Below are 22935 nucleotides of genomic sequence, written 5' to 3'. Positions count from 1 at the left end.
GAAAAGAATCATTCGGCCAATTTGGTTTGATGAATGGACAATGGCGGGTGATTCACCCATTCAAAACAAAGATTATATTCGTAAAAACGATTTTTATGGCTAAAGTGAAACTCTCCTCCATCAGCACAAAGGCACCCCGCAGCATTGATAAAGAAAAAGCAAAAGCTAAAACAGAAAAGATATTAGTAGAGTTAGATGAATTGCAGAACCTGTTAATTGCTGAAGCAAAAAATTCATTGCTGGTGGTGATACAAGGGATGGATGCAAGTGGAAAAGATGGTGCTATACGTGATGTGTTTGGTTCATTGAATCCGATGGGTGTTTCAGTAAAATCATTCAAAGCGCCAACGGCTGAAGAGTTGAGTCATGATTTTTTGTGGCGCATACACCAAGAAACTCCTGCAAAAGGAATGATCAAAATTTTTAACCGCAGTCATTACGAGGATGTTTTGATCACACGTGTACATGGCTGGTGCGATGATGCTACTGCAACAAAGCGGATGAAAGCCATTAATGATATGGAAGAATTGCTGGTGCAGCATAACAATACACAGATACTGAAATTTTACCTGCACATTTCACCGAAGGAACAACAGGAACGTTTGCAGGAACGTACACACGACCCACGTAAAATGTGGAAGTACAACGAAAATGATTTTGCTGAGGCAAAACTCTGGAAGAAATACATGGGTTATTATGATGAATGTTTTAATAGCTGCAACAAAGTGCCCTGGCATATTATTCCGAGCGATCAGAACTGGTATAAAGAATACCTCATTGCATCAAAAGTGTATGACACACTCAAGAAACTGAAGATGCAATACCCGGGTTTGAAAAAATAAAGTTTGCGTAGGCAAATATTTTTATAAAGATTTGTGACACCCCACAGAAGTCTTTATTTATTTCATCACACTAAAAATTAATTTTATGGGAATGCTCAAGGAGTTTAAAGAGTTTACAATGAGAGGCAATGTTATTGATCTTGCTATTGGTGTTATTATTGGCGGCGCATTTGGTGCTATCATTAATTCATTAGTAGGCGACATTATTACTCCTGTTTTGTTAAAGCCTGCTTTAGAGGCTGCCGGTGTATCTGAAATTGATAAGTGGGCTCCCGGGGGCATTCTGTTAGGTAAGTTTATTGCGGCTATACTTTCCTTCCTTGTAATCGCATTTGTATTGTTTTTGATCATCAAGGGTCTTAATGCTTCAAAAAAGAAAGAAGAAGCTGCACCTCCGGCACCGACTCCGGAAGATATTGTTTTACTACGTGAAATAAGAGATGCATTAAAAAAGTAAGTTGATATAAACTTAACTGCAGCGGAAGTTTTTTTCTGCTGCAGTTTTTTTTAAGGGATGGCTTCATCTTTGCTGCTGAAAAATCTAAACAGAACACTTATGATGAAACAGATATTATTTTCTGTTGTTATGCTGTATTGTACAACAACAAATGCACAGGATGCGCAGGTAAAACGTTTGAAGGACGAATCGAACAAAACTATTAAGAAAGAGCCTGAACAAAAAGAAGGTTGGACAAAAGGAGGCGTCTTCAATCTCAATCTCAGCCAGGGTGCCAGCCGTAACTGGGCTGCTGGTGCAGAGAAATTTTCTTTTTCTATCAATGCATTGGCAAACACCTTTGCTTATTACAAACGATACAGGAATGTGTGGGATAACACATTGAATGTGCAGTATGGTATTGTGAATGCAACAAGTATCGGCACACGAAAAAATGATGATCGTTTCGATCTCCTTTCACGTTACGGTTATCAATTGGGCGATACTGCAACAAGTAAATGGTACTTATCGGCCTTAGCGAACCTCCGTACACAAATGACAACGGGCTACAATTATGCCGTTGATCCCCAAAGAAAAAATTCGGCTTTGTTTGCACCTGCATACCTGTTGGTATCGCCGGGTATTATGTACAAGCCCAATGCAACATTCGATGTATTTCTTTCGCCCGTTACTTCACGTTGGGTAATTGTGAACGGGAAAAATAAAGATATCCGCCGCCTCTTCAATTTTACTGATACCACTAAGATGGCTATTAACGAGATTGGTGCGTTTCTAACCGCTAATCTCAAAAAAGAACTGGCGAAAAATATCGGTCTCACCAGCAGGCTCGATCTGTTCAGTAACTACAGGAATAATCCGCAGAATATCGATGTGTTTTGGACCAACACATTGGGTTTCAAGGTGAATAAATATATTGGTGTAAGCTATAATTTCGACCTCATTTACGACCACGATACAAAAAATGTCGAAACCGGTGGTTTAATGGGTACGCAGCTCAAATCCCTCATGGGTATTGGGTTTACAGCCACTTTTTAGTAAGGTTTAGTTCCCTACATTTGCAAGTCCTGTACAAATCGTACGGGACTTGTTCGTTAAAAACAGAAATACTTTGCAAACAGAATCATACCAGATAAAACTGCCCCAGTTCGAAGGCCCTTTTGATCTCCTGTTGTTTTTTATTGAACGTGATGAATTGGATATTTATAACATCCCCATTACACGTATCATTAAAGATTTCATGGATTTTATTCATCAAACCGAAAAGCTGAATATTGAATTGTCGAGTGAATTTATTTTGTTCATTTCAACATTGATGCGCATTAAAGCGAAAATGCTGTTGCCACGTAAAGAAATAGATGAGCAAGGAAATGAAATTGACCCACGCCAGGAACTGATCGATAAAATTCTTGAATACAAACGTTTCAAAGAAGCAAGTGTGCAAATGGCGGAGATGGAAGCAATGCGTATGCTCATGGTAAAGCGTGGTAACATTGCAAAAGAACTTTCAAGTATTGGTGAAGAAACGGGTGAAGGAACAGAGATACAAACCATCACCATGTTTAAACTGATGAAAACGTTTGAACGTGTGATGAAGAAACACCATGAACGTTTTAATAAACCGGTGCATACTGTTGTGCAGTACAACTACACCATGGAAGGCAGTCGTGAGTATATGCTTGATATGGTGAAGAAAGAAAAGAACATGCCGTTTGAAAAATTGTTTGATGTGGTGGAGAACCGTATTCACGCTATTTTCTTATTTCTTTCGTTGCTTGAACTTTCACAACAACGCTATATGACCTTATTGGTTGGTGAAGGGAAAAATAATTTTATTGTTGAGTGGAATGAGAACCGGGAAGAAGATGCGGAAGATTCATTTGTGTATCCAGGTTCGCCGGAAGAAGGAAAATAATTCTATCAGAATAAGTGAAAGCCTCATCAATTGCGATGGGGCTTTTTTAATTAGTGGCTTTTGATTAAAAGGGAAAATTATTCCCGTTTTCTTAACAATCTGCATATTATTTTGGCTGCATGAAATACCACCTCTGCTATTTACTTATCTGCCTATTTGCTAATGTCAAAGTTGTTCATGCCTTTGAAAGAATTCAAGGAGTTTGTATTGATGCTGAATCAAGAAGAGGTGTCCCTTTTGCCACCGTTGTTCTTCAAAAGACAAATCTATTTACCGATGCAGATAGTAGTGGATTTTTTGAGATTGATATTTTTGGTGACGATACTTTATTAGTAACAAGTATCGGATACAAGGATCATAAAATTGCTATCAGTGATTTAAAAAAGGAGCAAACTGTTTTTCTTCAACCCTTGCCTGTTCAGTTATCTGAAGTTTTTGTTGGCAAAAGGCAATCAATGACCATAGGTTTAACAAAGGGGAAGAAGAAATTTACTATGAATTCGGATGATTGTTTACGATTTGAAATGGCTACCAGAATAAATATTCCGGATAACGTTGGGCAATTTCAGCTCAAGAGTGTTTCTATAAACGGAGTTGGCTTTAATGAAGAAAATCCTGTTCGTATACATATTTACAACGTCGGAAAATATGGGGAGCCGGCTTTCGAGTTGCTGAAAAAGGATATTGTTATTACAAAAAACTCATCAAAAAATAATGTATTGCATATTGATGTCGAAGGCCAGGGTATTTTTCTGAGTGACGATCAGTTTTTTGTTGGAGTTCAGTGGATAGCAGATAGTATAAATAAAGAAAGAATAAATACGAAAAAGGAACGTGTAATCGGTCCGGGAGTTTATTGTTCTCACTACATCTCTTCAACAGTTACTTATACGAGATCGTCAAATCTTGCAGGTTATAAATGGATGCTTCACACCAATGGGATTATTTATCCGTTTGACTATGACAAGATTCCATCAAAAATTAAGTCGCCATTAAATATGCTTGTGTCTTGCGATATTCTATATTGATAAAAAAATCCCATCGCTCAGCAATGGGATTCTATTTATAAAAAAGAAATGAATTAAGCTTTCACCGTCACCCTCACATCCATCATCTCTCTCACCGTTTTTGCAATACCATTCGCATCAATACCAATTTCTTCATACAACTGTTTTGGTGTGCCATGTTCTACCAGTGCATCAGGAATACCCATGATCTTTACTTCAGCATTATAATTGTTAGCAGCCATAAATTCAAGCACTGCACTTCCAAACCCACCAACCACAGTTCCGTCTTCAATGGTTACAACCTTACTGAATTTTGCAAACACTTCGTGCAGCATTTCTTCATCAATTGGTTTTGCAAAACGCATATCGTAATGTGCAGGATTAATGCCATCGTTCTTTAATTCACGAATGGCACTTGCTGCAAAGTTGCCGGGATGGCCAAAAGATAAAATCGCAATGCCTTCTCCATCTTTCAACTTGCGGCCTTTACCAATTTCAATTTCTTTCATTTCATTTCTCCACTCAGGCATTACACCTTCACCTCTTGGATAACGGATAGAAATAGGCAATGTATGTGTATCAAGTTGAGCAGTATACATCATGTTACGCAACTCAGCTTCATTCATGGGAGCAGCCACAATCATGTTGGGTACACAACGCATGTAAGCAATATCGTAACAGCCATGATGTGTAGGCCCATCTTCGCCTACCAAACCTGCACGATCTAAACAAAAGATCACAGGCAGTTTTTGAATAGCTACATCATGCACCACCATATCATATGCACGTTGCATAAATGAGGAGTAGATGTTGCAAAACACTTTCATTCCCTGAGTTGCCATACCTGCGCTGAGTGTAACGGCATGCTGTTCGCATATACCTACGTCAAATGCACGGTGCGGCATTTTGTCCATCATGAATTTAAGTGAAGAGCCACTTGGCATTGCCGGAGTAATACCGACAATTTTTGCGTTCTGTTCAGCCAGTTCAATCATCGTATGTCCAAACACATCCTGGTATTTGGGAGGTTGGGGAGTGTCAAATTTCTTCTTATGAATTTCACCTGTTACTTTATCAAACAAACCCGGTGCATGCCATTTGGTTTGATCTTTTTCAGCCAGCTCATATCCTTTCCCTTTCACCGTTACAATATGCAATAGTTTCGGCCCGGGAATATTTTTGAGATCTTTTAGTGTATCAACAAGCTTCGTGATGTTATGTCCATCGATAGGACCAAAATAACGCAGCTGTAATGCTTCAAATAAATTACTGCTCTTACTTACAAAACCTTTTATGCTGTGCTCCAGCTTGCTCGCCATTTCACGGGTAAAGGTTTTACCAACCGGTAATTTGCCCAACGCCTTCCACACATCATCTTTAATACGATTGTAAGTGGGGGAGGTAGTAATGTCGGTCAGGTATTCTTTCAACGCACCAACGTTCGGGTCGATGCTCATACAGTTATCATTCAAAATGATCAGCACATCGCTATCAGCAACACCTGCATGGTTCATAGCTTCAAAAGCTAAACCAGCCGTCATAGCTCCATCACCAATCACTGCAATTGATTTCCGGTTTTCACCTTTCATTTTTGCAGCCATTGCCATGCCTAATGCTGCAGAAATTGATGTAGAAGAGTGACCAACACCAAACGTGTCGTATTCGCTTTCACTGCGTTTGGGGAAACCGCTAAGCCCGTGGTATTTCCTGTTGGTGTGAAAATTATCCCGGCGACCGGTTAGGATCTTATGACCATAAGCCTGGTGACCAACATCCCATACCAACTGATCGTAAGGTGTATTGTAAACATAATGAAGAGCAGTTGATAATTCCACCACACCAAGGCTGGCGCCAAAGTGGCCACCATGCACGCTCACCACATCAATAATATACTGGCGTAACTCATCGCAAACCTGGGGTAATTGATCCATAGGCAGTTTTTTCAAATCGGCCGGAGAATCAATTTTGCTGAGTAGGGAACCGGGTTTTATTTCCATATTTTCCAGAATAATTGTGTAAAGGTAAAAAACTTACGTTCAATCGTACAAGATTGGTTTGTTTAACAACTGTTCCTGTAAAAAGTTGAAAATGCGCACAAAACGTTAATCATTATTTCAACCATTTACCCAAATAATAAGCCCTTTGTACCTTTAGGGGGGTGAAACCCATATCTTAACGGTTAGATTTGTAAGTACTATGCGCATAGGAATCAGTAAAATGGGAGCTTATTGGTGGTGCCAGGTAGCTGGATGGGGAGGTAATATGCTCATGAATTTCTTTTTTGCCTGGACATACAACCGGGAGATCAATGCATCTTTTGTGTTGCGTTCGCTCATTATTGCTGCGCTAGGGTTGATCATTACTCATTTTATGCGTTGGGTGATCATTCAGTCGAACCTTTTGCAGAAAACATTTGAACGACAGGTGGTTTACTTCCTGATTCTTACGCTTGCCTTTTCTATGTTGTACCCTTTCGTTTCGCTTTCCCTTTTCAACATACTCGGTTTATTTACGCCTGAGCAACGGGTGTACAGTTTCACCAGGCTGTTAGTTGGTTCTGCCATTAATGCGTTTGTAACCTTATTGGTTTGGAACCTGATCTACTTTATTTACCATTACGTTGAATCCTTCCGTAAACAACAGCTCGATGCATTAAAGATGCAAAGTGTGGTGAAAGAGCTGGAGCTCAAAACAATTAAAGCGCATATCAATCCACATTTCATTTTTAATTCATTGAATGGTATACGGGCTTTGGTTGATGAAAATCCTGCACGTGCAAGAACAGCTATCACTGAGTTGAGTAACATCCTGCGCAGCAGTATGCAGGCGGAGAAAATGGAAACCGTTCCGTTTGAAAAAGAGCTGGGTATTGTAAAAGATTACCTCGCACTGGAACAGATGCGGTTTGAAGAACGATTGAAAGTGAATTTTGATATTGATGAAGATACACTGGAACAGCCGGTGCCGCCTATGATGTTGCAGACACTGGTGGAAAATGCGATCAAGCATGGCATCAGCAAAAACATAACGGGTGGTGTTATTAAGATCAGTTCAAAATTTGTGAACGATCATCATGAACTGGTGATCAGGAATACCGGTAAACTCAATGGTGATTTTAACCCCGATGGTTTTGGTATATCCAGCACACAAAGCAGGTTGAAACTAATGTTTGGTGAAGATGCTGCTTTTTCGATCAGCGATGTAAACGGAAATGAAGTGGAAGCAAGAGTAAGTATGCCCGCCGGTTTGTAATTAACAACAATAGACTAAATTGTACCTAATAAAATAACGAGCCATGAACAAAAGAGCTATCATTATTGATGATGAACGTTTGGCCAGGAATGAACTGAAGAAATTATTGACCGAGTTTCCGGATATAGAAGTGATCGATGAAGCATCGAATGTAGATGAAGGTTTGCAGAAGATAGAAGCTTTGAACCCTGATCTTATTTTTCTCGATATCCAGATGCCGGGTAAAACAGGTTTTGATCTGTTGAGCGAACTTGACCGTACACCCGAAGTGATTTTTACCACTGCTTATGATGAATATGCGTTGCGTGCTTTTGAAGTGAATGCATTGGATTATTTGTTGAAGCCAATTGAACCCAAGCGTTTGGCTGATGCATTACATAAGCTGGATGAAGATGATAAAGAAACAACTGTTGATGGTGAGCCTGTTTCGGTTAACCGCAGCATGCTGAGTGAGAACGACCAGGTTTTTGTAAAAGATGGTGAGCGTTGCTGGTTTGTAAAGCTGAGCGATATCCGTTTGTTTGAGAGTGTAGGCAACTATGCGAAAGTGTATTTTGGTCCAAACAAACCATTGATCTTAAAATCACTGAATGCATTGGAGGAGCGTTTGGATGAAAAAATATTCTTCCGTGCCAACCGTAAACATATTGTGAACCTGCGCATGATTGAAAAAGTTGAACCTTATTTTAATGGCGGGTTGTTGTTGGAAATTCATGGTGGCGATAAAATTGAAGTGAGTCGCAGACAGGCCGTGAAGTTTAAAGAAATGATGAGTTTATAAATTGTAGTCTTTTAAAATAATACCTTATCAATGAAGAAATTTTTTGCAACGTGGTTATTGCTTACAGTAACCACGTTTTTATTTGCACAAACGAAAGTTGATAACATCATCAATGCAAAGGAAGTAGAACGCATTGAACGTGTGCTCGCATCAGATGAAATGAAAGGCCGTCGTGTGTTTTCGCCGGAGATCGATAAAGCTGCGGATTTTATTGCTGCCGAATTTAAAGCTGCCGGTTTGGAAACATGGAACAACAGCGGCACTTATCGCCAGGAGTTTTCTGTTATCAATCCACGATTTCTTGGTGCTTCGGGTACAGTTAATGGCGTACAGGTTGATGTACGAAACATTGCAGCTGTAACCCATCAGCCAATAGTAACTATCAATGAACAATCTGGTTATGAAAAAGCAACGATCGCAGCTGGTGCAAATTTATTCAATGAAGCACAGACGATTGTTCGCTCAGGTAAGAACTATGTAGTGCTGGTTGATACAAGTCATGCAAAGAATTTCCGTTGGCTTTCTTCCTTCAAACGTGGTACAACTAAGCTGACAAATACCGTGATATTTGTTGCAACTACAGCACAAGAGTTATCAACGTATGCATTTGAAGCAAAGCATGAAGTGGTGGAACAGAAATTGTCGAATGTCGTAGGAATTATCCCGGGCAAAAGCAAAAAAGAGGAGTATGTGATCTTCTCGGGTCACTACGATCATATTGGAATAGGCAAGCCTGTTGATGGTGATTCAATTTTTAATGGTGCCAATGATGATGCCGCAGGAACCACAGCAGTTATAATGCTTGCAAAATATTACAAAGCATTAAACAATAATGAACGCACCATCATCTTTGCTGCATTTACTGCAGAAGAATCAGGTGGTTATGGTGCACAATATTTCTCCCGTCAATTTGAACCGGCAAAAGTTGCAGCGATGTTTAACATTGAAATGATTGGTACTGAAAGTAAGTGGGGTAAAAACTCTGCCTACATTACTGGTTATGAAAAAACAGATATGGGCGCAATTATGCAGAAGAATCTTGAAGGGACAGGGTTTACATTTCATCCCGATCCATACACTGATCAGAATTTATTCTATCGATCCGATAATGCAACACTTGCACGTTTAGGTGTTCCTGCGCATACCATCTCTACTTCAAAGATGGATAATGAACCAAATTACCATAAAGTATCTGATGAAGTGGAAACACTTGATATGGATAATATGGCAATGATCATAAAATCAATTGCCATGAGCGCAAGAAGTATTGTGAGCGGGAAAGATTCGCCATCAAGAGTGAAAGTGGAAGAGTTGAGATAACATACAATTTATTCTACATAAATAAAAAAGGAGCATTGCTCCTTTTTTATTTATGATCGTAGTTGAAGTTTAATTCAGTTTTTCAAAATGCAGATCCAGTTTCTTATCTTTTTTATAATAATCCATGATCAGGACTTGTCCCTGGCGTGCAGGTAATACAATTGATCTGTTGGCATCTGATTTTGTCTGGATCTTGTCCTGGGTAAGTTTGCCATCGTTGTAAGTAATGGAATTAAACGTAGTTCCTTTATAACCTTTTCCCCGCTCATAATCACTGTAGCAAACAGAAAACGAACTATGGTCTTTGTTTACCTGTGTATATGCATAATCAAAACCACTGTAGTAGTATTTGATATGTTTCCCAAGCATCTGTGTGCTTATAAATTCAGAACCGCTGGTGAGTTGAAAATCGTTATCGCTTTTCTTGTAAATCGAAGCTTCTTTAACGGTAAAATCAGGCTGAAATCTAATCACAAGCATATCGGTCACTTTTAATTTCACCGTGCTGATATTCGAGCTGCTGCCTGCGGCACCTGCAAGTATAGTTGTTGCAATTCCCAAACCGCTTGCAGCTTTTTTGTAACCTTCGCCAATCGCATAAATGCTACCATCGTCTGTTTGTATCATATTGTGAAGGAACATATAACCGAAATCATCGATTTTACCACTTCCACTTGTGCCGAGATGTTTGCCAAGATCAAGTGCCCAGGAAGAATATTTTTCGCTCAGGGTTTTTCCTGATTCGTCAATCCCAAAAAACGCAAACCCTTTTGATTTATCTTTCATCACATTACCTCCCTTGTCAAAATACTCTCCATAGAGATAGGCTTTACCATCATTTAAAACCGACATGCTGATTGGGTAGAAATTATATTTTCCTTCATTGGTCGATTTTTGGAATAGTAGTTTCCCGTTTTCAAGCGATAAACCAAGTACAAACGATTCCGGATTACGATCGAATCTGCTGGAATATTTCAACATTTCAACATATACTACATTTTTATAAGTACCGAGATAATCACCCACAAACATTTTACCATCCATTGCCGGAACATAAGTCCATTGTTTTTTTGTATCAGTACCCACGTAACTGATCTGAAAAGTAAAATCTTTGTTATCACGGCTGGGAACATTTGAAATAAATCCTTTTCCTTCTACCGGGTATAATCCTTTAAAATTATTGTCCTCATCATCTAATAAATAGTTGGTTCTTAAGTAAGCCTCGTCCTTTTTGGATATACTTTTTGTGTACGAGAATTTCTTTGTACCATCTGCACCATAAACCTGGTAATCCAGAATGTTTGCATCAGAATTATAGAACAAGAATATAAGATCGGTACCGTTAAACGATGATTCAATGATGCTCACGTTTTTTGAATCCTGGAATTTCAATTCTTTCAACTTGTTCAGGCTTTGATCCATGATCTGTAATGTGTATTCATTTGTTTTACGGTCAATTTTGTCGCTCACGTAAAAGAAATAATAACCTTTCACTTCGCTGCCTTCTTTAATGGCGTCAGAATTGCGCATTACACTCGCCTTCTGAATATTGGCAATACTTAATTTTTGTGCCTGCGTGCTTGCTATAAAGCCCATAAGCATAAATAAAACTGTTAGTTTTTTCATTTCTGTGGTTTTGTTTTAATGTTGATTATTGTTTTTTTCGGCTATGTTTATTTGTTCAGCTACTGGTTTAAATTCTTTTAATGGCAATAAGTAACGGTTGCAAAATGCTTTTGTCAATTGAGCCATTTCATCAAGTCGAATGCGGGTAAGAAACCGCAGGAGTTCATTATAGTCTTTAGAATAGAATTTATTTTCTGTATCAAGTAGTAAGCCTGCTTTGTGATTTTTCTGTTGCTCGTATAACTTATTCAGATCTCTTGCAATTAAGTATGCGGCAAGATTTGTTTGCTTTTGTTGTTGCAACAAAAGCAGGTTGTAATAAATATTACGGCTTACATTACCCGATTGATAAGTATGTTCAATCATTTCAAGCAAAAGTTCTTCTTTCAGTTTATGAAAATAGTTTTCATCAACCAGGAAAGAGTTACCTCCGGTTTTTGCAGCTACTGAATCTTTCAAAGCCGCAATACGAACTGTACAATCAGGATGTGTTTTGAATGAATCAATTTCTTTTGCTTTTTCTTCGGCCGACTGAGTATCTATTTTACTGAAGATAGCCGACTCTTCCTGTATCCATTTCTTTTTAAACGGATAGCTTTCAAAGTGGAGTATTGTCTGCACATTGAGCTTTGGGAAAACAGTTGCTTTGTCAACTGTATCGAGTAATTGCAGTAACGATACAATACCATTTGCATCGTACCCGGTATTCTTAAAAAAAGTAAAAGCCTGCAAATCGGCTTCTGTTTCCCTGCTGCGGCTATGATGCCTGCTGTTGAAAATCAAATTCAGACTTAGTTTTTCAAGCTCTGCATTCACACCAAATTCTTTTTTCGACAGCTCTTTTAGTTTCTTTTGAAATTCCGGACTATTTGTTACAGTAACATAGTTGTCGACCGACTGCAGCGTATGTGCTTTATAGTAATGCGCCAGTTCATGGCACAACACAAATGCAAGTTCTGCTTCGTTATGCATATGTATTACAAGTCCTGCATTAATAGCAATGGAACCATCTCCCATGCTATATGCATTCGGCCACCAGTCACGTGTAAAAAATATTCGTAACTCATCAGCTTTTAATACAGGATTAGCTTTAATGATTTTGCCCAACACTTGTTGCAGGTATTGATGAGGTTCTTTTGCAGTGATAGGACTTTTGCTGTTGATCGTTTTTTCAATCTGTTCGAAATGTGTTTTATAGATCTCTTCATAATCCTTTTTCAGTGATGGAGTAGCTTTCGATAACCATGACGTTTTCACAATGCGCACTGACTGCACCCAATTCTTTTTCAGAATAGTATCATCGGTTTGGAAATTATGAAAAGGATTTTGCTGTGCTGATAGCAGCGAGCAGAAGAATAGCAAAACAGAAGTGAGGACAATGGTTTTCAAAAGCATACTGGGTCTTGGTTCCTGCTAACAGGGAATTTTATACCAGTAAAAATAAGACGTAAGAAGGGAATTTTATGCTTTTACAGGCACACTATGTATAGCTGCGGCCATTTCTTTAATAAGTGTGGCGTTTTTCTCAATAGCATTGCCTATCACAATTACATCAGCCCCTGCTTTACAGTTGCGGTATGCTTTTTCAGGATCAGTTATGCCGCCACCAATAATGAGAGGAGCTTCAATTTGTTGAGCTACGGCTTGTATCATGCTTTCGCTGATGGGGCGTTTGGCACCACTGCCGGCATCCATATAAACCACTTTCATACCAAGCATTTCGCCGGCCATCGCAGTACACATGGCAATCTCATTTTTATCGGAAGGGAGAGGAGCAGCATTGCTAATGTAAGACACGGTTGTTGGGGCACCACCATCAACCACCATGTAAGCAGTTGAAATAATCTCAAGTCCGCTTTGCTTTACAAATGGTGCAGAGATCACATGTTGGCCGATCAATAATTCAGGATTACGTCCGGAGATCAAAGAGAGATATAACAAACCATCGGCATACTTACTTACTTGAGAAGGGCTTCCGGGAAAAAGAATGACAGGAATATCGCAAGCTGCTTTTATCTGCTGTACCACCTCGTCCAATTGATTGGAAATAACAAGGCTTCCACCTACAAGAAAATAATCTACGCTTGCTTCCACAGAAAGCTTTACCAACTGCTCAATGGCGGGTGGATTAACTTTATCGGGATCAATTAAAACAGCAAACGACTTCTGACCTTTCTGTTTTCGCTCCAGTAATTCTTTATAGATGTGTTGCTTCATTCAGTGAACGCTATTCCTGCAAAAATGCAAAAAAATGTCCATCTTTTTCAGATTCAGTTCTTTTTATCTCACAGGGCAGATATTAGGCTAAAAATTGATATCAACAGGAGCGCATTTTTCTGCGTTTAGATGCCAGCGTTAGTTTCATTTTCGGGTATTCATGCCCTCAAATGCAATGGCAGCAGGCTAAAGGGAAATATTTGGAAATAGCCAAGTTTTTTTTGCTCATTTTTTAAAAGAATAGGTTGAAAACTCAGTATCCACAGGCAAACACACGTCAGCATTGCGTTTGCAACTGATTTCCACAGTCTGTGTATATCTATGACTTTGCATGTATCGTTTGAAAAAATATTTTCGTAGTCTATCGTTTAACGATTTCTTAACCCAACCACTAACTAACCCACAAAACTTACAGATCAAAATGGCCAGCAAAAAGAAACAAGAACAGGGACTGAAGTTCAGCCGCCGGTTCACAAAAGAAGGTGTTACACCCTTCGACCTGTTTGAGTACGATTACCGTACTTCTGTGATTCGCAATCCTTCTGGGGAAATTGTGTTTGAGATGAATAATGTGGAGGTGCCGAGTCATTGGAGTCAAATCGCTACAGATATTTTGGCGCAAAAGTATTTTCGTAAGGCAGGTGTGCCGCAACCCGATGGTTCATTGGGTCGTGAAACATCTTCTAAGCAGGTGGCACATCGTATGGCCAATTGCTGGCGGGTTTGGGGAGAGCGTTACGGCTATTTTGCAACTGAACAGGATGCACAGGTTTTTTATGAAGAGTTAGTGTATAGTATTTTAAACCAGGTGTGTGTACCAAACAGTCCGCAATGGTTTAATTCGGGTTTATATGAAAGTTATGGCATCAAAGGAAAACCACAAGGTCACTACTTTGTTGATGCAAACGATGGCGAATTAAAGAAATCAACTTCTGCATACGAACGGCCTCAACCACATGCCTGTTTCATCCTCAGCGTGAGTGATGATCTGGTGAATGAAGGTGGTTTGATGGATCTGTGGGTACGTGAAGCAAGAATCTTCAAATATGGTTCTGGTGTTGGTACAAACTTTTCTACCATTCGTGGAGAAGGTGAAAAGCTCAGCGGTGGTGGTACGTCAAGTGGCTTGATGAGCTTTTTGAAAATCGGCGACCGTGCTGCAGGTGCTATCAAAAGCGGTGGTACTACACGTCGTGCTGCTAAAATGGTTTGTCTTGATTTGGATCATCCTGAGATCATGGATTTCATCAACTGGAAAGTTGAAGAAGAGAAGAAAGTGGGTGCATTGATCAATGCAGGTTATGCATCTGATTACGAAGGTGAAGCTTACCGCACAGTGAGTGGACAAAACTCAAACAACTCTGTACGTATACCAAACGAATTCTTTGAGAAATTAGAGAAAGGTGAAGATTGGGAATTGAAAGCACGTACCGATGGTCGTACTATGAAAAAAATTCCTTCAAGGGAAGTATGGAACCAGATCGCTTATGCTGCATGGCGTTGTGCTGATCCGGGTACACAGTACGATACAACAATTAATGAATGGCATACATCTCCAAAAGGCGGACGCATAAATGCATCTAATCCTTGCAGTGAGTATATGTTCTTGGATAATACTGCTTGTAATCTTGCATCTGTAAACCTTCGTCGTTTGTTTGATGAAGAAACACAAACCTTCGATGTACAAGGCTTTGAATACGTATGTCGCTTGTGGACAGCAGTACTGGAAATTTCTGTGTTGATGGCACAGTTCCCATCAAAAGATGTTGCACAACTTTCTTACGATTACCGCACACTCGGCTTAGGTTATGCCAACCTCGGTTCTATGCTGATGGTAATGGGAATTCCTTACGATAGCGAAGAAGCACGTGGTATTGCCGGTGCATTAACAGCTATCATGACAGGAATCTCTTACAAAACATCGGCAGAGATGGCTTCATTCCTTGGTGCGTTCCCACGTTACGAAGAGAATGCTGAAGATATGTTGCGTGTAATGCGTAACCACCGTGCGGCTGCTTACGATGCTGAAGAAGCATATGTAGGGCTAAGTATTAAACCATTAGGTATTAAAGCACAATATTGTCCTGATTATTTATTGACAAGTGCATGCAAAAGCTGGGACGATGCAGTAGAAATGGGTGAGAAATATGGTTACCGTAATGCACAAACAACCGTAATTGCTCCAACAGGAACAATTGGTTTGGTAATGGATTGCGATACAACAGGTGTTGAACCTGATTTCGCTTTGGTGAAATTTAAGAAACTCAGTGGTGGTGGTTATTTCAAGATCATCAACCAATCTGTACCGGCTGCTTTGAAAAAACTCGGCTATACAGAAAGAGAAAGCGAAGCCATTGTAAAATATGCAGTAGGTTCCGCTTCATTGAATGGTGCGCCGCATGTAAATCCTCAAAGCCTCAGCGAAAAAGGATTTATTGCTGAAGAGATTAAAAAGATAGAAGCTTCTCTTGCAAGTGCATTTGAAATTGGATTTGTATTCAATAAATATGCATTGGGCGAAGAGTGTTTACAACGCCTTGGTTTTACTCCTGAGCAATACAATGATTTTGAATGGAGCTTGTTAGAAGCTTTAGGCTTTACTGATGAACAGATAGCTGAAGCAAATGATTATATCTGTGGTACTATGACGGTTGAAGGTGCTCCGTTCTTAAAACTGGAACACTATCCTGTATTTGATTGTGCAAACAGATGTGGCAAAAAAGGTCAACGTTATATTCATCATAGCGGTCATATTAAAATGATGGGCGCTGCACAACCATTCCTGAGTGGTGCTATTTCAAAAACAATCAACCTGCCAAACGAAGCAACAGTTGAAGAAATTGCTGATGCTTATTACGAAAGCTGGAAGCTGGGATTGAAAGCATGTGCACTGTATCGTGATGGTTCTAAACTTTCGCAACCGTTAAGTACAAAAGGAAGCGACAAGAAGAAAAAAGAATCAACTGAAACTGCAGCCGAAGAAACAGTTGCGATAGCTGAAAGCAATATTGTTGACATGGCTAAGCTTACAGTAGAAGAACTGCTGGAAGAATTGAACAAACGTGTACAGGCTTCACCCGATACAAAACTGAAACGTCAGCTTGCACGCATTGTTGAACGCAGAACATTGCCGGCTAAACGACGTGGCTTTACACAAAAAGCAAAGATCAACGGACAGGCTATTTTCTTACGCACTGGTGAATACAGTGATGGTACATTAGGAGAGATCTTTGTTGATCTTGCAAAAGAAGGAAGTACATTAAAAGGATTGATGAACAGTTTCGCCATTGCTATTTCTGTTGGTTTACAATATGGTGTTCCGTTAGAAGAATATGCAGAGAAGTTTGTGTTCACCAAGTTTGAACCAAGTGGAATGGTGGACCATCCGAATATTAAATCAACAACTTCTATTGTTGACTTTGTATTCCGTTGCCTGGCTTATGAATATTTAGGACGTACAGATCTCGTTCATGTGTTAGATAAACCTGAGATCAATAATACAGGTATGGATGATTGGGATGATGTGCCAACAGGTTTGGAATACGAAAAAAAAACTCCGGAACTAAGTGATGTAAGAGTGGTTGGTTCAGTACCAACTACACCACAGGTGCAGAAAGCACAACGAGTTGCTGCAAATCCTGTGAAGATGGATAACGGTCTTGATGCAGTGAATGCAGCAGCGAAAAGTATGCAAAGTGACGCACCGGCCTGTAACACTTGCGGACACATCACCATCAGGAGTGGTACCTGTTACAAATGTTTGAATTGTGGTAACAGTATGGGTTGCAGTTAATGCAATCGCTCAACAACAAATCTCAACAGAGGTTCCTATAACAAACGCTCCGGTTCTCCGGAGCGTTTTTATTTTTCATTGAGCATGGTGAGAAAATTGCGTAAATCCCCGAATCGATAAGCGTAACATTACAAAGTAGAAATTCTATTTTGAAACTTTTTCTAAGGGATACTCTTAGTTTGTAAAATTCAGTGGCCCGATTTTCGTTGTTGTATTGTCGAAAGACCTATTTTTAAAATGTATTAAATCCGTACCAATGAAGAGAGCAATCGCTTATACTGTATTGCTGTTAAGTATCTTTTATCTGAGTAGCTGCAGCAGATCCCTGACGCCCTATGAAGCCGCACATGGATCCTATCGCAAATGTATGCGTGTCAGATAACTCATTATACCCCCGCAAAACGGGGGTAGTTTTTTACCCTTCCGGTTCTCCCTCTATTGAAAATTAATGTGCATATAACAGGAATCAGCCCACTGCACGGGCTTGGCATGTAAACTTTATTTACATTGCAGCTCCCCGAAACGGGGTTGCTTATACTTACTATTATGAGAAGCTTATTTTGCCGGGCACTGCTCCCTGTATTTCTTTTTCTTACAATTAGTGCACAAGCACAGTTGGTAAGTGGACCCATGCTTGGCCCTGTTGAATTACGCACAGCAAAATTGTGGATCGAAGTAAAGCCCGGTAGTGATGTTGTATTACAGTACTGGAAAAAGGGAAACCTCAATTCGTATAAATCAATGCAGAAGAAAACTGATCGTGATGATTGGTTTTCACCTCTTGTGTTTGAAGTTGTTGGACTGGATATGAATACAACTTACGAATATCAATTCTATATTAATCAGAAAGTGATTGCTAAACCAACAAAAGCAATTGGTTCATTCACCACAAAAGAATTATGGCAGTGGCGCAAACCAGCGCCAGATTTTTCTTTCCTGGCCGGTTCATGTGCTTATATAAATGAACCTGCTGTTGATCGTCCTGGTAAACCTTACGGTGGCGATTCATCCATCTTTGAAAGTATGGCCAAAGAAAAAGCTGCCTTCATGTTGTGGATGGGTGATAACTGGTACACACGTGATGTTGATTATTATGATGCATGGGGTTTATGGAACAGGGCCAGCCATGATCGTTCAGTTCCTGTGTTGCAGAACTTTCTGAAATCAACCTCACATTATGCGATGTGGGATGATCATGATTATGGTCCGAACGATATTGGTTCAAACTATATTCTTAAGAAGACTTCACGTGATGTGTTTACCAATTATTGGTTAAACACAAGCTATGGAATGAATGGCGATGGTATTTACTCCATGATGAGTTATGGTGATGTAGATATTTTTATGATGGATGATCGTTGGTGGAGAAGTGCCGACAATATGAAAGATTCAATTAACGGCAAACCAAATCCGGATAAACTGATGTGGGGTAAACAACAAATGCAATGGTTGAAGAATTCATTGTTGTTCAGTCGTGCTCCATTCAAGATCATCGCCAATGGCAGCCAGGTATTAAATCCTGTTTCTCCCTTCGACAAATTATTGAACTGCCCGGTTGAGTATGAAGAGTTGATGAGTTTTTTACAAGTGAATAAGATTCCGGGAGTATTGTTTATGAGTGGTGATCGTCATCATACAGAAGTGATCAAAGTAAACAGGCAAGGAGCTTATCCTTTGTATGATATAACCGTGTCACCCTTAACAGCCGGCACGCATAAATTTGGTGGCGTTGAAGCAAATAATCCTTATCGTGTTTTTGGAATCGATGAAAAACAGAACTATGGTAAATTTAATTTCACTGGCGAACGAGGCCAACGCAAACTAACGGTTGAATTTTTTGGAGTGAAAGGTGATAAGCTTGGCCAGTGGAGTGTAACTGAAAATGAATTGAAATACCCACGATAAGAATTAATTGAACGAATAAACATAAGCAAGTATGAATATTTCTTTCCGATACGATCGAAAAAAAGTGATCCAGGCCCTACGTTATCATTTTATATCTAAAAAGGAAATACGCATTCTTATAATACTTGTGAATGTGTTTGCACTTTTTGCTGCAGGTATGTTCTTCTGGAAAAAAATTGCGCCGGTAGCTTTTCTGCTTAGTTCGTTCTTATGGTTTTCACTCATGCTTTCGTTTTGGTTCATTCTGCCATTTACAGTTTACAGTCGGGCAAAAACATTCAGGGATTCATTCAACCTTACTTTTTTCGATACATATATGCATATCGAAAACCCAAATGGAAGTAAGAACTGGAGCTACAAAGCCTTCAAGTACTTTATTGAAACACCTAACTTTTTTCATCTTTATATCGATGAACGCTCATTCTTCTTAATTCCCAAAGATGCTTTTACCGATGAGGATGGTACACACAATGCAAGGACATTACTTCGTGAAAAAATAGGACATAAGTAATTCGTATTTGCTGTCTTAAATTTATTTGACACCCGTCAAATAAATTTCTCTATACATAGATTGTAGGTTATACTACATAGCCACTAATGGCTACTACTTAATTTTACAGCATACTCAATCCCTTAGTAAAACCTTTAAAATGAAATCCATATCCCAACATTTTAAAGGGCTGTTGATGCCCTTTATTTTTTTATTGTGCACCTATGTAACGCACGCTCAATCTCCGGGATTAATTGTTCGACCCGCAGGTGCCGCAGGTCCGCTTGTTCTCAATCCCAATCAGGATTTTTTTACTTCTGCAACATCGGCAGGGTTCATTACGAGCGATATTACTCAAAGTGAAATATTGTATAAGATCATAAAACCTGTAATGATTGAACCCACAGGTGATCTTGCAACAGGGCCAGACGGCGGTTATTCTGATATTGTAAAAACAGTAGATAACAGCGGTTGTTATATTTATAATGATGGAACAAATCTTTTGTTCCGTTTGCGTATTGGCAGTATTGTAAGCGGTGCAAAAGCGTATAACATTTTAATTGATACCGATCTTAAAATTGGAGCATCGGGTTCTTCTGCTGATCCCAATTATATTGCAGCTACAAACAGCGGGAATGGTAATCCCGGTTTTGAATTAGAAGTAGCGCTTGAAACAGGCACAAACGGACGTGTTGCTATTTATAATGTAGATGGTATTATAAATCCAACAGCTAGCAATACTTATTCTCTTGCAACAAACCAATTAATTTCAGTTGCACTCAGTCGGGAATCTGGTAATGCAGATTATTTCTATGATTTTTATGTGCCCATGTCGGCATTAGGTATTACCGCATCAACACCTATCCGCATGGTTATTTCAACCAATACAAATCCAGGTTCAGCATTTCAGGGAACACGCTCTGATATATATGGTTTGAATGATGATAATTTTACTAGCACAACGGACGCATGGGAATTTTTAGGCGAGAATACGCCAAGCTTTACTTTGAACGATGTTACTTCCGGTGGTTCTGGCCCTGCAGATGCATGTACTGCCGCACCAGCTATAAATACAGATATTGCTTCGGGATCAAACGTAAATATTACAGGCACTTGGACAAGACTTGATGCAACCAAACCCTCAACAGCAACAATTTCAATTTACAAGAATGGCGTTCTTGCCGGCACAACCACTGCAACTAGTGGAAGCCCCTGGACTTATATCATTGCAAGTGTAGCGATTGGAGATATCATTACATCAAAATCGCAATCAACCGGTGAGAGTATGTGTTTAACAAGTAATAGTGTTGCAGTAACATCATGCTCACCTGCAAATATTTCAACTAATACAACAACGGTCATTACGTGTATAACGAATAAAGGGATACAAGGAACAAAACCCGCTAATGCAAGAATCAAATTATATACAATTGCAGCAGGCGGCAATCTTGTTTTATTGGCAGATGATGCAACAACAACGTTGAAAATTACATATAACCAAACAACAGATCCTTCAGGTACCATTTGGGAATATAACAGTACAAATAATGGTGGCCCTAATGCGGCCTGTACCGGTGGTGCGAATGATATGACATCGGCCAGTTATGCCTTTTCTGTTGTTGAATCGGGTAAATGCGAATCAGCACCTGCATTCAGTTGTTTAACACTCACACAAACTGCAGCTCCTACTATTACACAGACAGTTCTCTATCCGGGTTCTGTTATCAGTGGAACTGCAGTAACAGGTGCAACAGTACGTTTATTTATTAATGGATTTATTGTTGCATCAACAACTGCTGCAGGAAGTGCTTATAGTTTTTCCAATCAAACATTTCAGGCAGGTGATATAATTACAGTTCGTCAACAGGCAAGTGGCCAGTGTGTAAGTAGTGCAGCAACAATTACAGCGTCGTGCTTTACCGCCGCACCTGTTATTACCACAGATATTCAAGGTAATTTAACCAGTGGTGCAACAACCGTTACAGGAACATCATCTGAACCAGCCGGTACAACTATCCGTGTATATAATGGATCGAATGTGTTACAGGGTTCATCTACAGTGCAGGCAAATGGCACATGGTCGGTTACTGTTTCTGCGTTGGTCAATGCAACAACCTATTACGCAACTGCACAAAACGGAAGTTGTTCTGTTAGTACCAACTCTTCATCAGCAACTGCAAGAGCGGCTACAACTGTTTGCCCAACTATCACCGGATCATATACGGAAGGAAATACCTCTGTTTCAGGATCGATCACTGGTCCGTTTACTGGCACAGTTTATTTATACCAGGATGGAGGCTTGATTGGCTCTACGTCACTCTCAGCACAATCATCATGGACAGTACCTGTTGCAGCATCTAATCCATTATATGCAGGTGGCGTATTGACTGTAGGTGCACAGGCAACAAGCAGTACATTAAACACAGCATGTGGTTCTACTACCACTGTTTCCTGTTCTGCTCCTACAACACCATTGATTAGTCCATCAACATCAACGATCTCAGTTGGACAAACAGTTACCTATACTGTTTCTAATACACAATCAGGTGTTTTGTACGTTGTTGAGGATGCGGGCAGTGGTACAAGTTATGCAACGTCTGAATTTGGTAATGGCGGTGCAGAAACCATCACCACTCAAACATTCACATCACCCGGTACTTATGATATTGAAATTGTTGCTGATAAATTATCCGGATCAGGTTGTATTTCTGTCGCTACAGCGTCCATTACTGTATCCGGTACGTTACCTGTTCAGCTACTCTCGTTCAATGGTCGTTTACTGAATGGACAATCACAGTTAAACTGGAAAACAGCTACTGAGATAAACGCAAGTCATTATCTCATTGAACGAAGTAGCGATGGAATTAATTTCCTTTCCATTGGTTCGGTAGCAGCAACCGGAAACTCTGTTGCTGAAACGACATATCAATTTGTAGATGTGTCGCCTCTTGCATCGTTTAATTATTATCGATTGAAGATGGTGGATGAAGATGGTAAATCAAGCTACAGTGCAGTTATCAAATTGTATAGCAGCAGCTCCATTAGAGTGACCGCATCGCCTAATCCGTTTGACCAGTTGATAAATATTCAGGCAACCGTTGAGGCAAGTGGAGACGCTTATATCCGCTTATTCGATCAACATGGACGAATTATGTACAACACCATCAGATCGGTATTTAAAGGAACCAATGCAATTCAGTTAAATAACCTTCCCCAATTGCCAGGAGGCAATTATATTTTAGAGGTAAGGGCAGGTCAACTTAAAAGCTCTCAACTTCTCCGGAAAGCTAAATAGCCAAACGTCATGAAGCGAAATGCCCTCAGCTCCTGGGG

At 39.7% G+C, this 22935-nt stretch carries 16 protein-coding genes; 12 read left to right on the top strand and 4 right to left on the bottom strand.

Features of this window, described 5'->3' with window-relative positions:
• Window positions 1-95 precede the first annotated feature (95 nt).
• The 5 genes from WG954_RS02690 to WG954_RS02670 all read left to right on the top strand — a co-directional run bounded on the left by WG954_RS02690 (window position 96) and on the right by WG954_RS02670 (window position 4239).
• Window positions 96-842: a PPK2 family polyphosphate kinase gene (locus tag WG954_RS02690; protein WP_340433392.1), complete on the top strand. Its 747-nt coding sequence runs from the start codon at window positions 96-98 to the stop codon at window positions 840-842.
• 85 nt (window positions 843-927) lie between these two features.
• Window positions 928-1299 carry a large conductance mechanosensitive channel protein MscL gene (mscL, locus tag WG954_RS02685; RefSeq protein ID WP_340433390.1) on the top strand — a complete coding sequence of 124 codons (372 nt, stop codon included), beginning with the start codon at window positions 928-930 and terminating at the stop codon, window positions 1297-1299.
• Window positions 1300-1398: 99 nt separating this feature from the next.
• Window positions 1399-2334 carry a DUF3078 domain-containing protein gene (locus WG954_RS02680; protein ID WP_340433388.1) on the top strand — a complete coding sequence of 312 codons (936 nt, stop codon included), beginning with the start codon at window positions 1399-1401 and terminating at the stop codon, window positions 2332-2334.
• A 73-nt stretch (window positions 2335-2407) separates the two neighbouring features.
• Window positions 2408-3211, top strand: coding sequence for a segregation and condensation protein A (locus WG954_RS02675; RefSeq protein WP_340433387.1), 804 nt, complete (start codon window positions 2408-2410; stop codon window positions 3209-3211).
• 119 nt (window positions 3212-3330) lie between these two features.
• Window positions 3331-4239 (top strand): carboxypeptidase-like regulatory domain-containing protein, encoded by a 909-nt coding sequence (locus WG954_RS02670; RefSeq protein WP_340433385.1) that lies wholly within the window; start codon window positions 3331-3333, stop codon window positions 4237-4239.
• Between the two features lie 53 nt (window positions 4240-4292).
• On the opposite strand, the gene dxs is transcribed toward WG954_RS02670, so the two are convergent.
• Window positions 4293-6215, bottom strand: coding sequence for a 1-deoxy-D-xylulose-5-phosphate synthase (dxs, locus tag WG954_RS02665; RefSeq protein ID WP_340433383.1), 1923 nt, complete (start codon window positions 6213-6215; stop codon window positions 4293-4295).
• Between the two features lie 199 nt (window positions 6216-6414).
• Between dxs and WG954_RS02660 the strand changes: the two genes are divergently transcribed.
• From WG954_RS02660 to WG954_RS02650, 3 genes are read left to right on the top strand one after another with little or no spacing between them, the layout of a single operon-like run.
• On the top strand, window positions 6415-7470 hold the full coding sequence (locus tag WG954_RS02660; RefSeq protein WP_340433381.1) for a sensor histidine kinase: 1056 nt from the start codon (window positions 6415-6417) through the stop codon (window positions 7468-7470).
• A 43-nt stretch (window positions 7471-7513) separates the two neighbouring features.
• On the top strand, window positions 7514-8251 hold the full coding sequence (locus tag WG954_RS02655; RefSeq protein ID WP_340433378.1) for a LytR/AlgR family response regulator transcription factor: 738 nt from the start codon (window positions 7514-7516) through the stop codon (window positions 8249-8251).
• Window positions 8252-8281: 30 nt separating this feature from the next.
• Window positions 8282-9571: a M28 family peptidase gene (locus WG954_RS02650; protein ID WP_340433377.1), complete on the top strand. Its 1290-nt coding sequence runs from the start codon at window positions 8282-8284 to the stop codon at window positions 9569-9571.
• Between the two features lie 69 nt (window positions 9572-9640).
• Here WG954_RS02650 and WG954_RS02645 read toward each other — a convergent pair whose 3' ends face one another.
• The 3 genes from WG954_RS02645 to WG954_RS02635 all read right to left on the bottom strand — a co-directional run bounded on the left by WG954_RS02645 (window position 9641) and on the right by WG954_RS02635 (window position 13414).
• On the bottom strand, window positions 9641-11197 hold the full coding sequence (locus WG954_RS02645) for a DUF6770 family protein (RefSeq protein WP_340433375.1): 1557 nt from the start codon (window positions 11195-11197) through the stop codon (window positions 9641-9643).
• A gap of 15 nt (window positions 11198-11212) precedes the next feature.
• Window positions 11213-12592, bottom strand: coding sequence for a M48 family metallopeptidase (locus WG954_RS02640; protein WP_340433373.1), 1380 nt, complete (start codon window positions 12590-12592; stop codon window positions 11213-11215).
• A gap of 66 nt (window positions 12593-12658) precedes the next feature.
• Window positions 12659-13414 carry a phosphoglycerol geranylgeranyltransferase gene (locus WG954_RS02635; protein WP_340433370.1) on the bottom strand — a complete coding sequence of 252 codons (756 nt, stop codon included), beginning with the start codon at window positions 13412-13414 and terminating at the stop codon, window positions 12659-12661.
• A 421-nt stretch (window positions 13415-13835) separates the two neighbouring features.
• Between WG954_RS02635 and WG954_RS02630 the strand changes: the two genes are divergently transcribed.
• From WG954_RS02630 to WG954_RS02615, 4 genes are all read left to right on the top strand, one after another.
• The gene (locus WG954_RS02630) at window positions 13836-17207 is read left to right on the top strand and encodes a vitamin B12-dependent ribonucleotide reductase (RefSeq protein ID WP_340433368.1); all 3372 of its coding nucleotides are present in this window, start codon (window positions 13836-13838) and stop codon (window positions 17205-17207) included.
• A gap of 546 nt (window positions 17208-17753) precedes the next feature.
• A complete protein-coding gene (locus WG954_RS02625) occupies window positions 17754-19112 on the top strand; it encodes an alkaline phosphatase D family protein (RefSeq protein ID WP_340433366.1) in 1359 nt (452 codons plus the stop codon).
• Window positions 19113-19143: 31 nt separating this feature from the next.
• A complete protein-coding gene (locus WG954_RS02620; RefSeq protein WP_340433364.1) occupies window positions 19144-19623 on the top strand; it encodes a YcxB family protein in 480 nt (159 codons plus the stop codon).
• A 139-nt stretch (window positions 19624-19762) separates the two neighbouring features.
• Window positions 19763-22897 carry a T9SS type A sorting domain-containing protein gene (locus tag WG954_RS02615; protein ID WP_340433361.1) on the top strand — a complete coding sequence of 1045 codons (3135 nt, stop codon included), beginning with the start codon at window positions 19763-19765 and terminating at the stop codon, window positions 22895-22897.
• The last annotated feature ends 38 nt before the right edge of the window (window positions 22898-22935 follow it).

The sequence above is a fragment of the Lacibacter sp. H375 genome (assembly GCF_037892425.1).
In the GTDB taxonomy this organism is placed as follows: Bacteria; Bacteroidota; Bacteroidia; order Chitinophagales; family Chitinophagaceae; genus Lacibacter.
The sequence above is the reverse complement of the archived record's forward strand: the minus strand, read 5'-3'. Positions and strand labels throughout refer to the sequence as shown.

What these genes read in the sequence shown, in the direction of transcription:
- WG954_RS02615 (WP_340433361.1), top strand. Translation starts at nt 19,763, where the DNA reads ATGAAATCCATATCCCAACATTTTAAAGGGCTGTTGATGCCCTTTATT.
- WG954_RS02680 (WP_340433388.1), top strand. Translation starts at nt 1,399, where the DNA reads ATGATGAAACAGATATTATTTTCTGTTGTTATGCTGTATTGTACAACA.
- WG954_RS02625 (WP_340433366.1), top strand. Translation starts at nt 17,754, where the DNA reads ATGAGAAGCTTATTTTGCCGGGCACTGCTCCCTGTATTTCTTTTTCTT.
- WG954_RS02635 (WP_340433370.1), bottom strand. Translation starts at nt 13,414, where the DNA reads ATGAAGCAACACATCTATAAAGAATTACTGGAGCGAAAACAGAAAGGT.
- WG954_RS02655 (WP_340433378.1), top strand. Translation starts at nt 7,514, where the DNA reads ATGAACAAAAGAGCTATCATTATTGATGATGAACGTTTGGCCAGGAAT.
- WG954_RS02650 (WP_340433377.1), top strand. Translation starts at nt 8,282, where the DNA reads ATGAAGAAATTTTTTGCAACGTGGTTATTGCTTACAGTAACCACGTTT.
- WG954_RS02620 (WP_340433364.1), top strand. Translation starts at nt 19,144, where the DNA reads ATGAATATTTCTTTCCGATACGATCGAAAAAAAGTGATCCAGGCCCTA.
- WG954_RS02630 (WP_340433368.1), top strand. Translation starts at nt 13,836, where the DNA reads ATGGCCAGCAAAAAGAAACAAGAACAGGGACTGAAGTTCAGCCGCCGG.
- WG954_RS02690 (WP_340433392.1), top strand. Translation starts at nt 96, where the DNA reads ATGGCTAAAGTGAAACTCTCCTCCATCAGCACAAAGGCACCCCGCAGC.
- WG954_RS02645 (WP_340433375.1), bottom strand. Translation starts at nt 11,197, where the DNA reads ATGAAAAAACTAACAGTTTTATTTATGCTTATGGGCTTTATAGCAAGC.
- WG954_RS02660 (WP_340433381.1), top strand. Translation starts at nt 6,415, where the DNA reads ATGCGCATAGGAATCAGTAAAATGGGAGCTTATTGGTGGTGCCAGGTA.
- WG954_RS02640 (WP_340433373.1), bottom strand. Translation starts at nt 12,592, where the DNA reads ATGCTTTTGAAAACCATTGTCCTCACTTCTGTTTTGCTATTCTTCTGC.
- WG954_RS02670 (WP_340433385.1), top strand. Translation starts at nt 3,331, where the DNA reads ATGAAATACCACCTCTGCTATTTACTTATCTGCCTATTTGCTAATGTC.
- dxs (WP_340433383.1), bottom strand. Translation starts at nt 6,215, where the DNA reads ATGGAAATAAAACCCGGTTCCCTACTCAGCAAAATTGATTCTCCGGCC.
- mscL (WP_340433390.1), top strand. Translation starts at nt 928, where the DNA reads ATGGGAATGCTCAAGGAGTTTAAAGAGTTTACAATGAGAGGCAATGTT.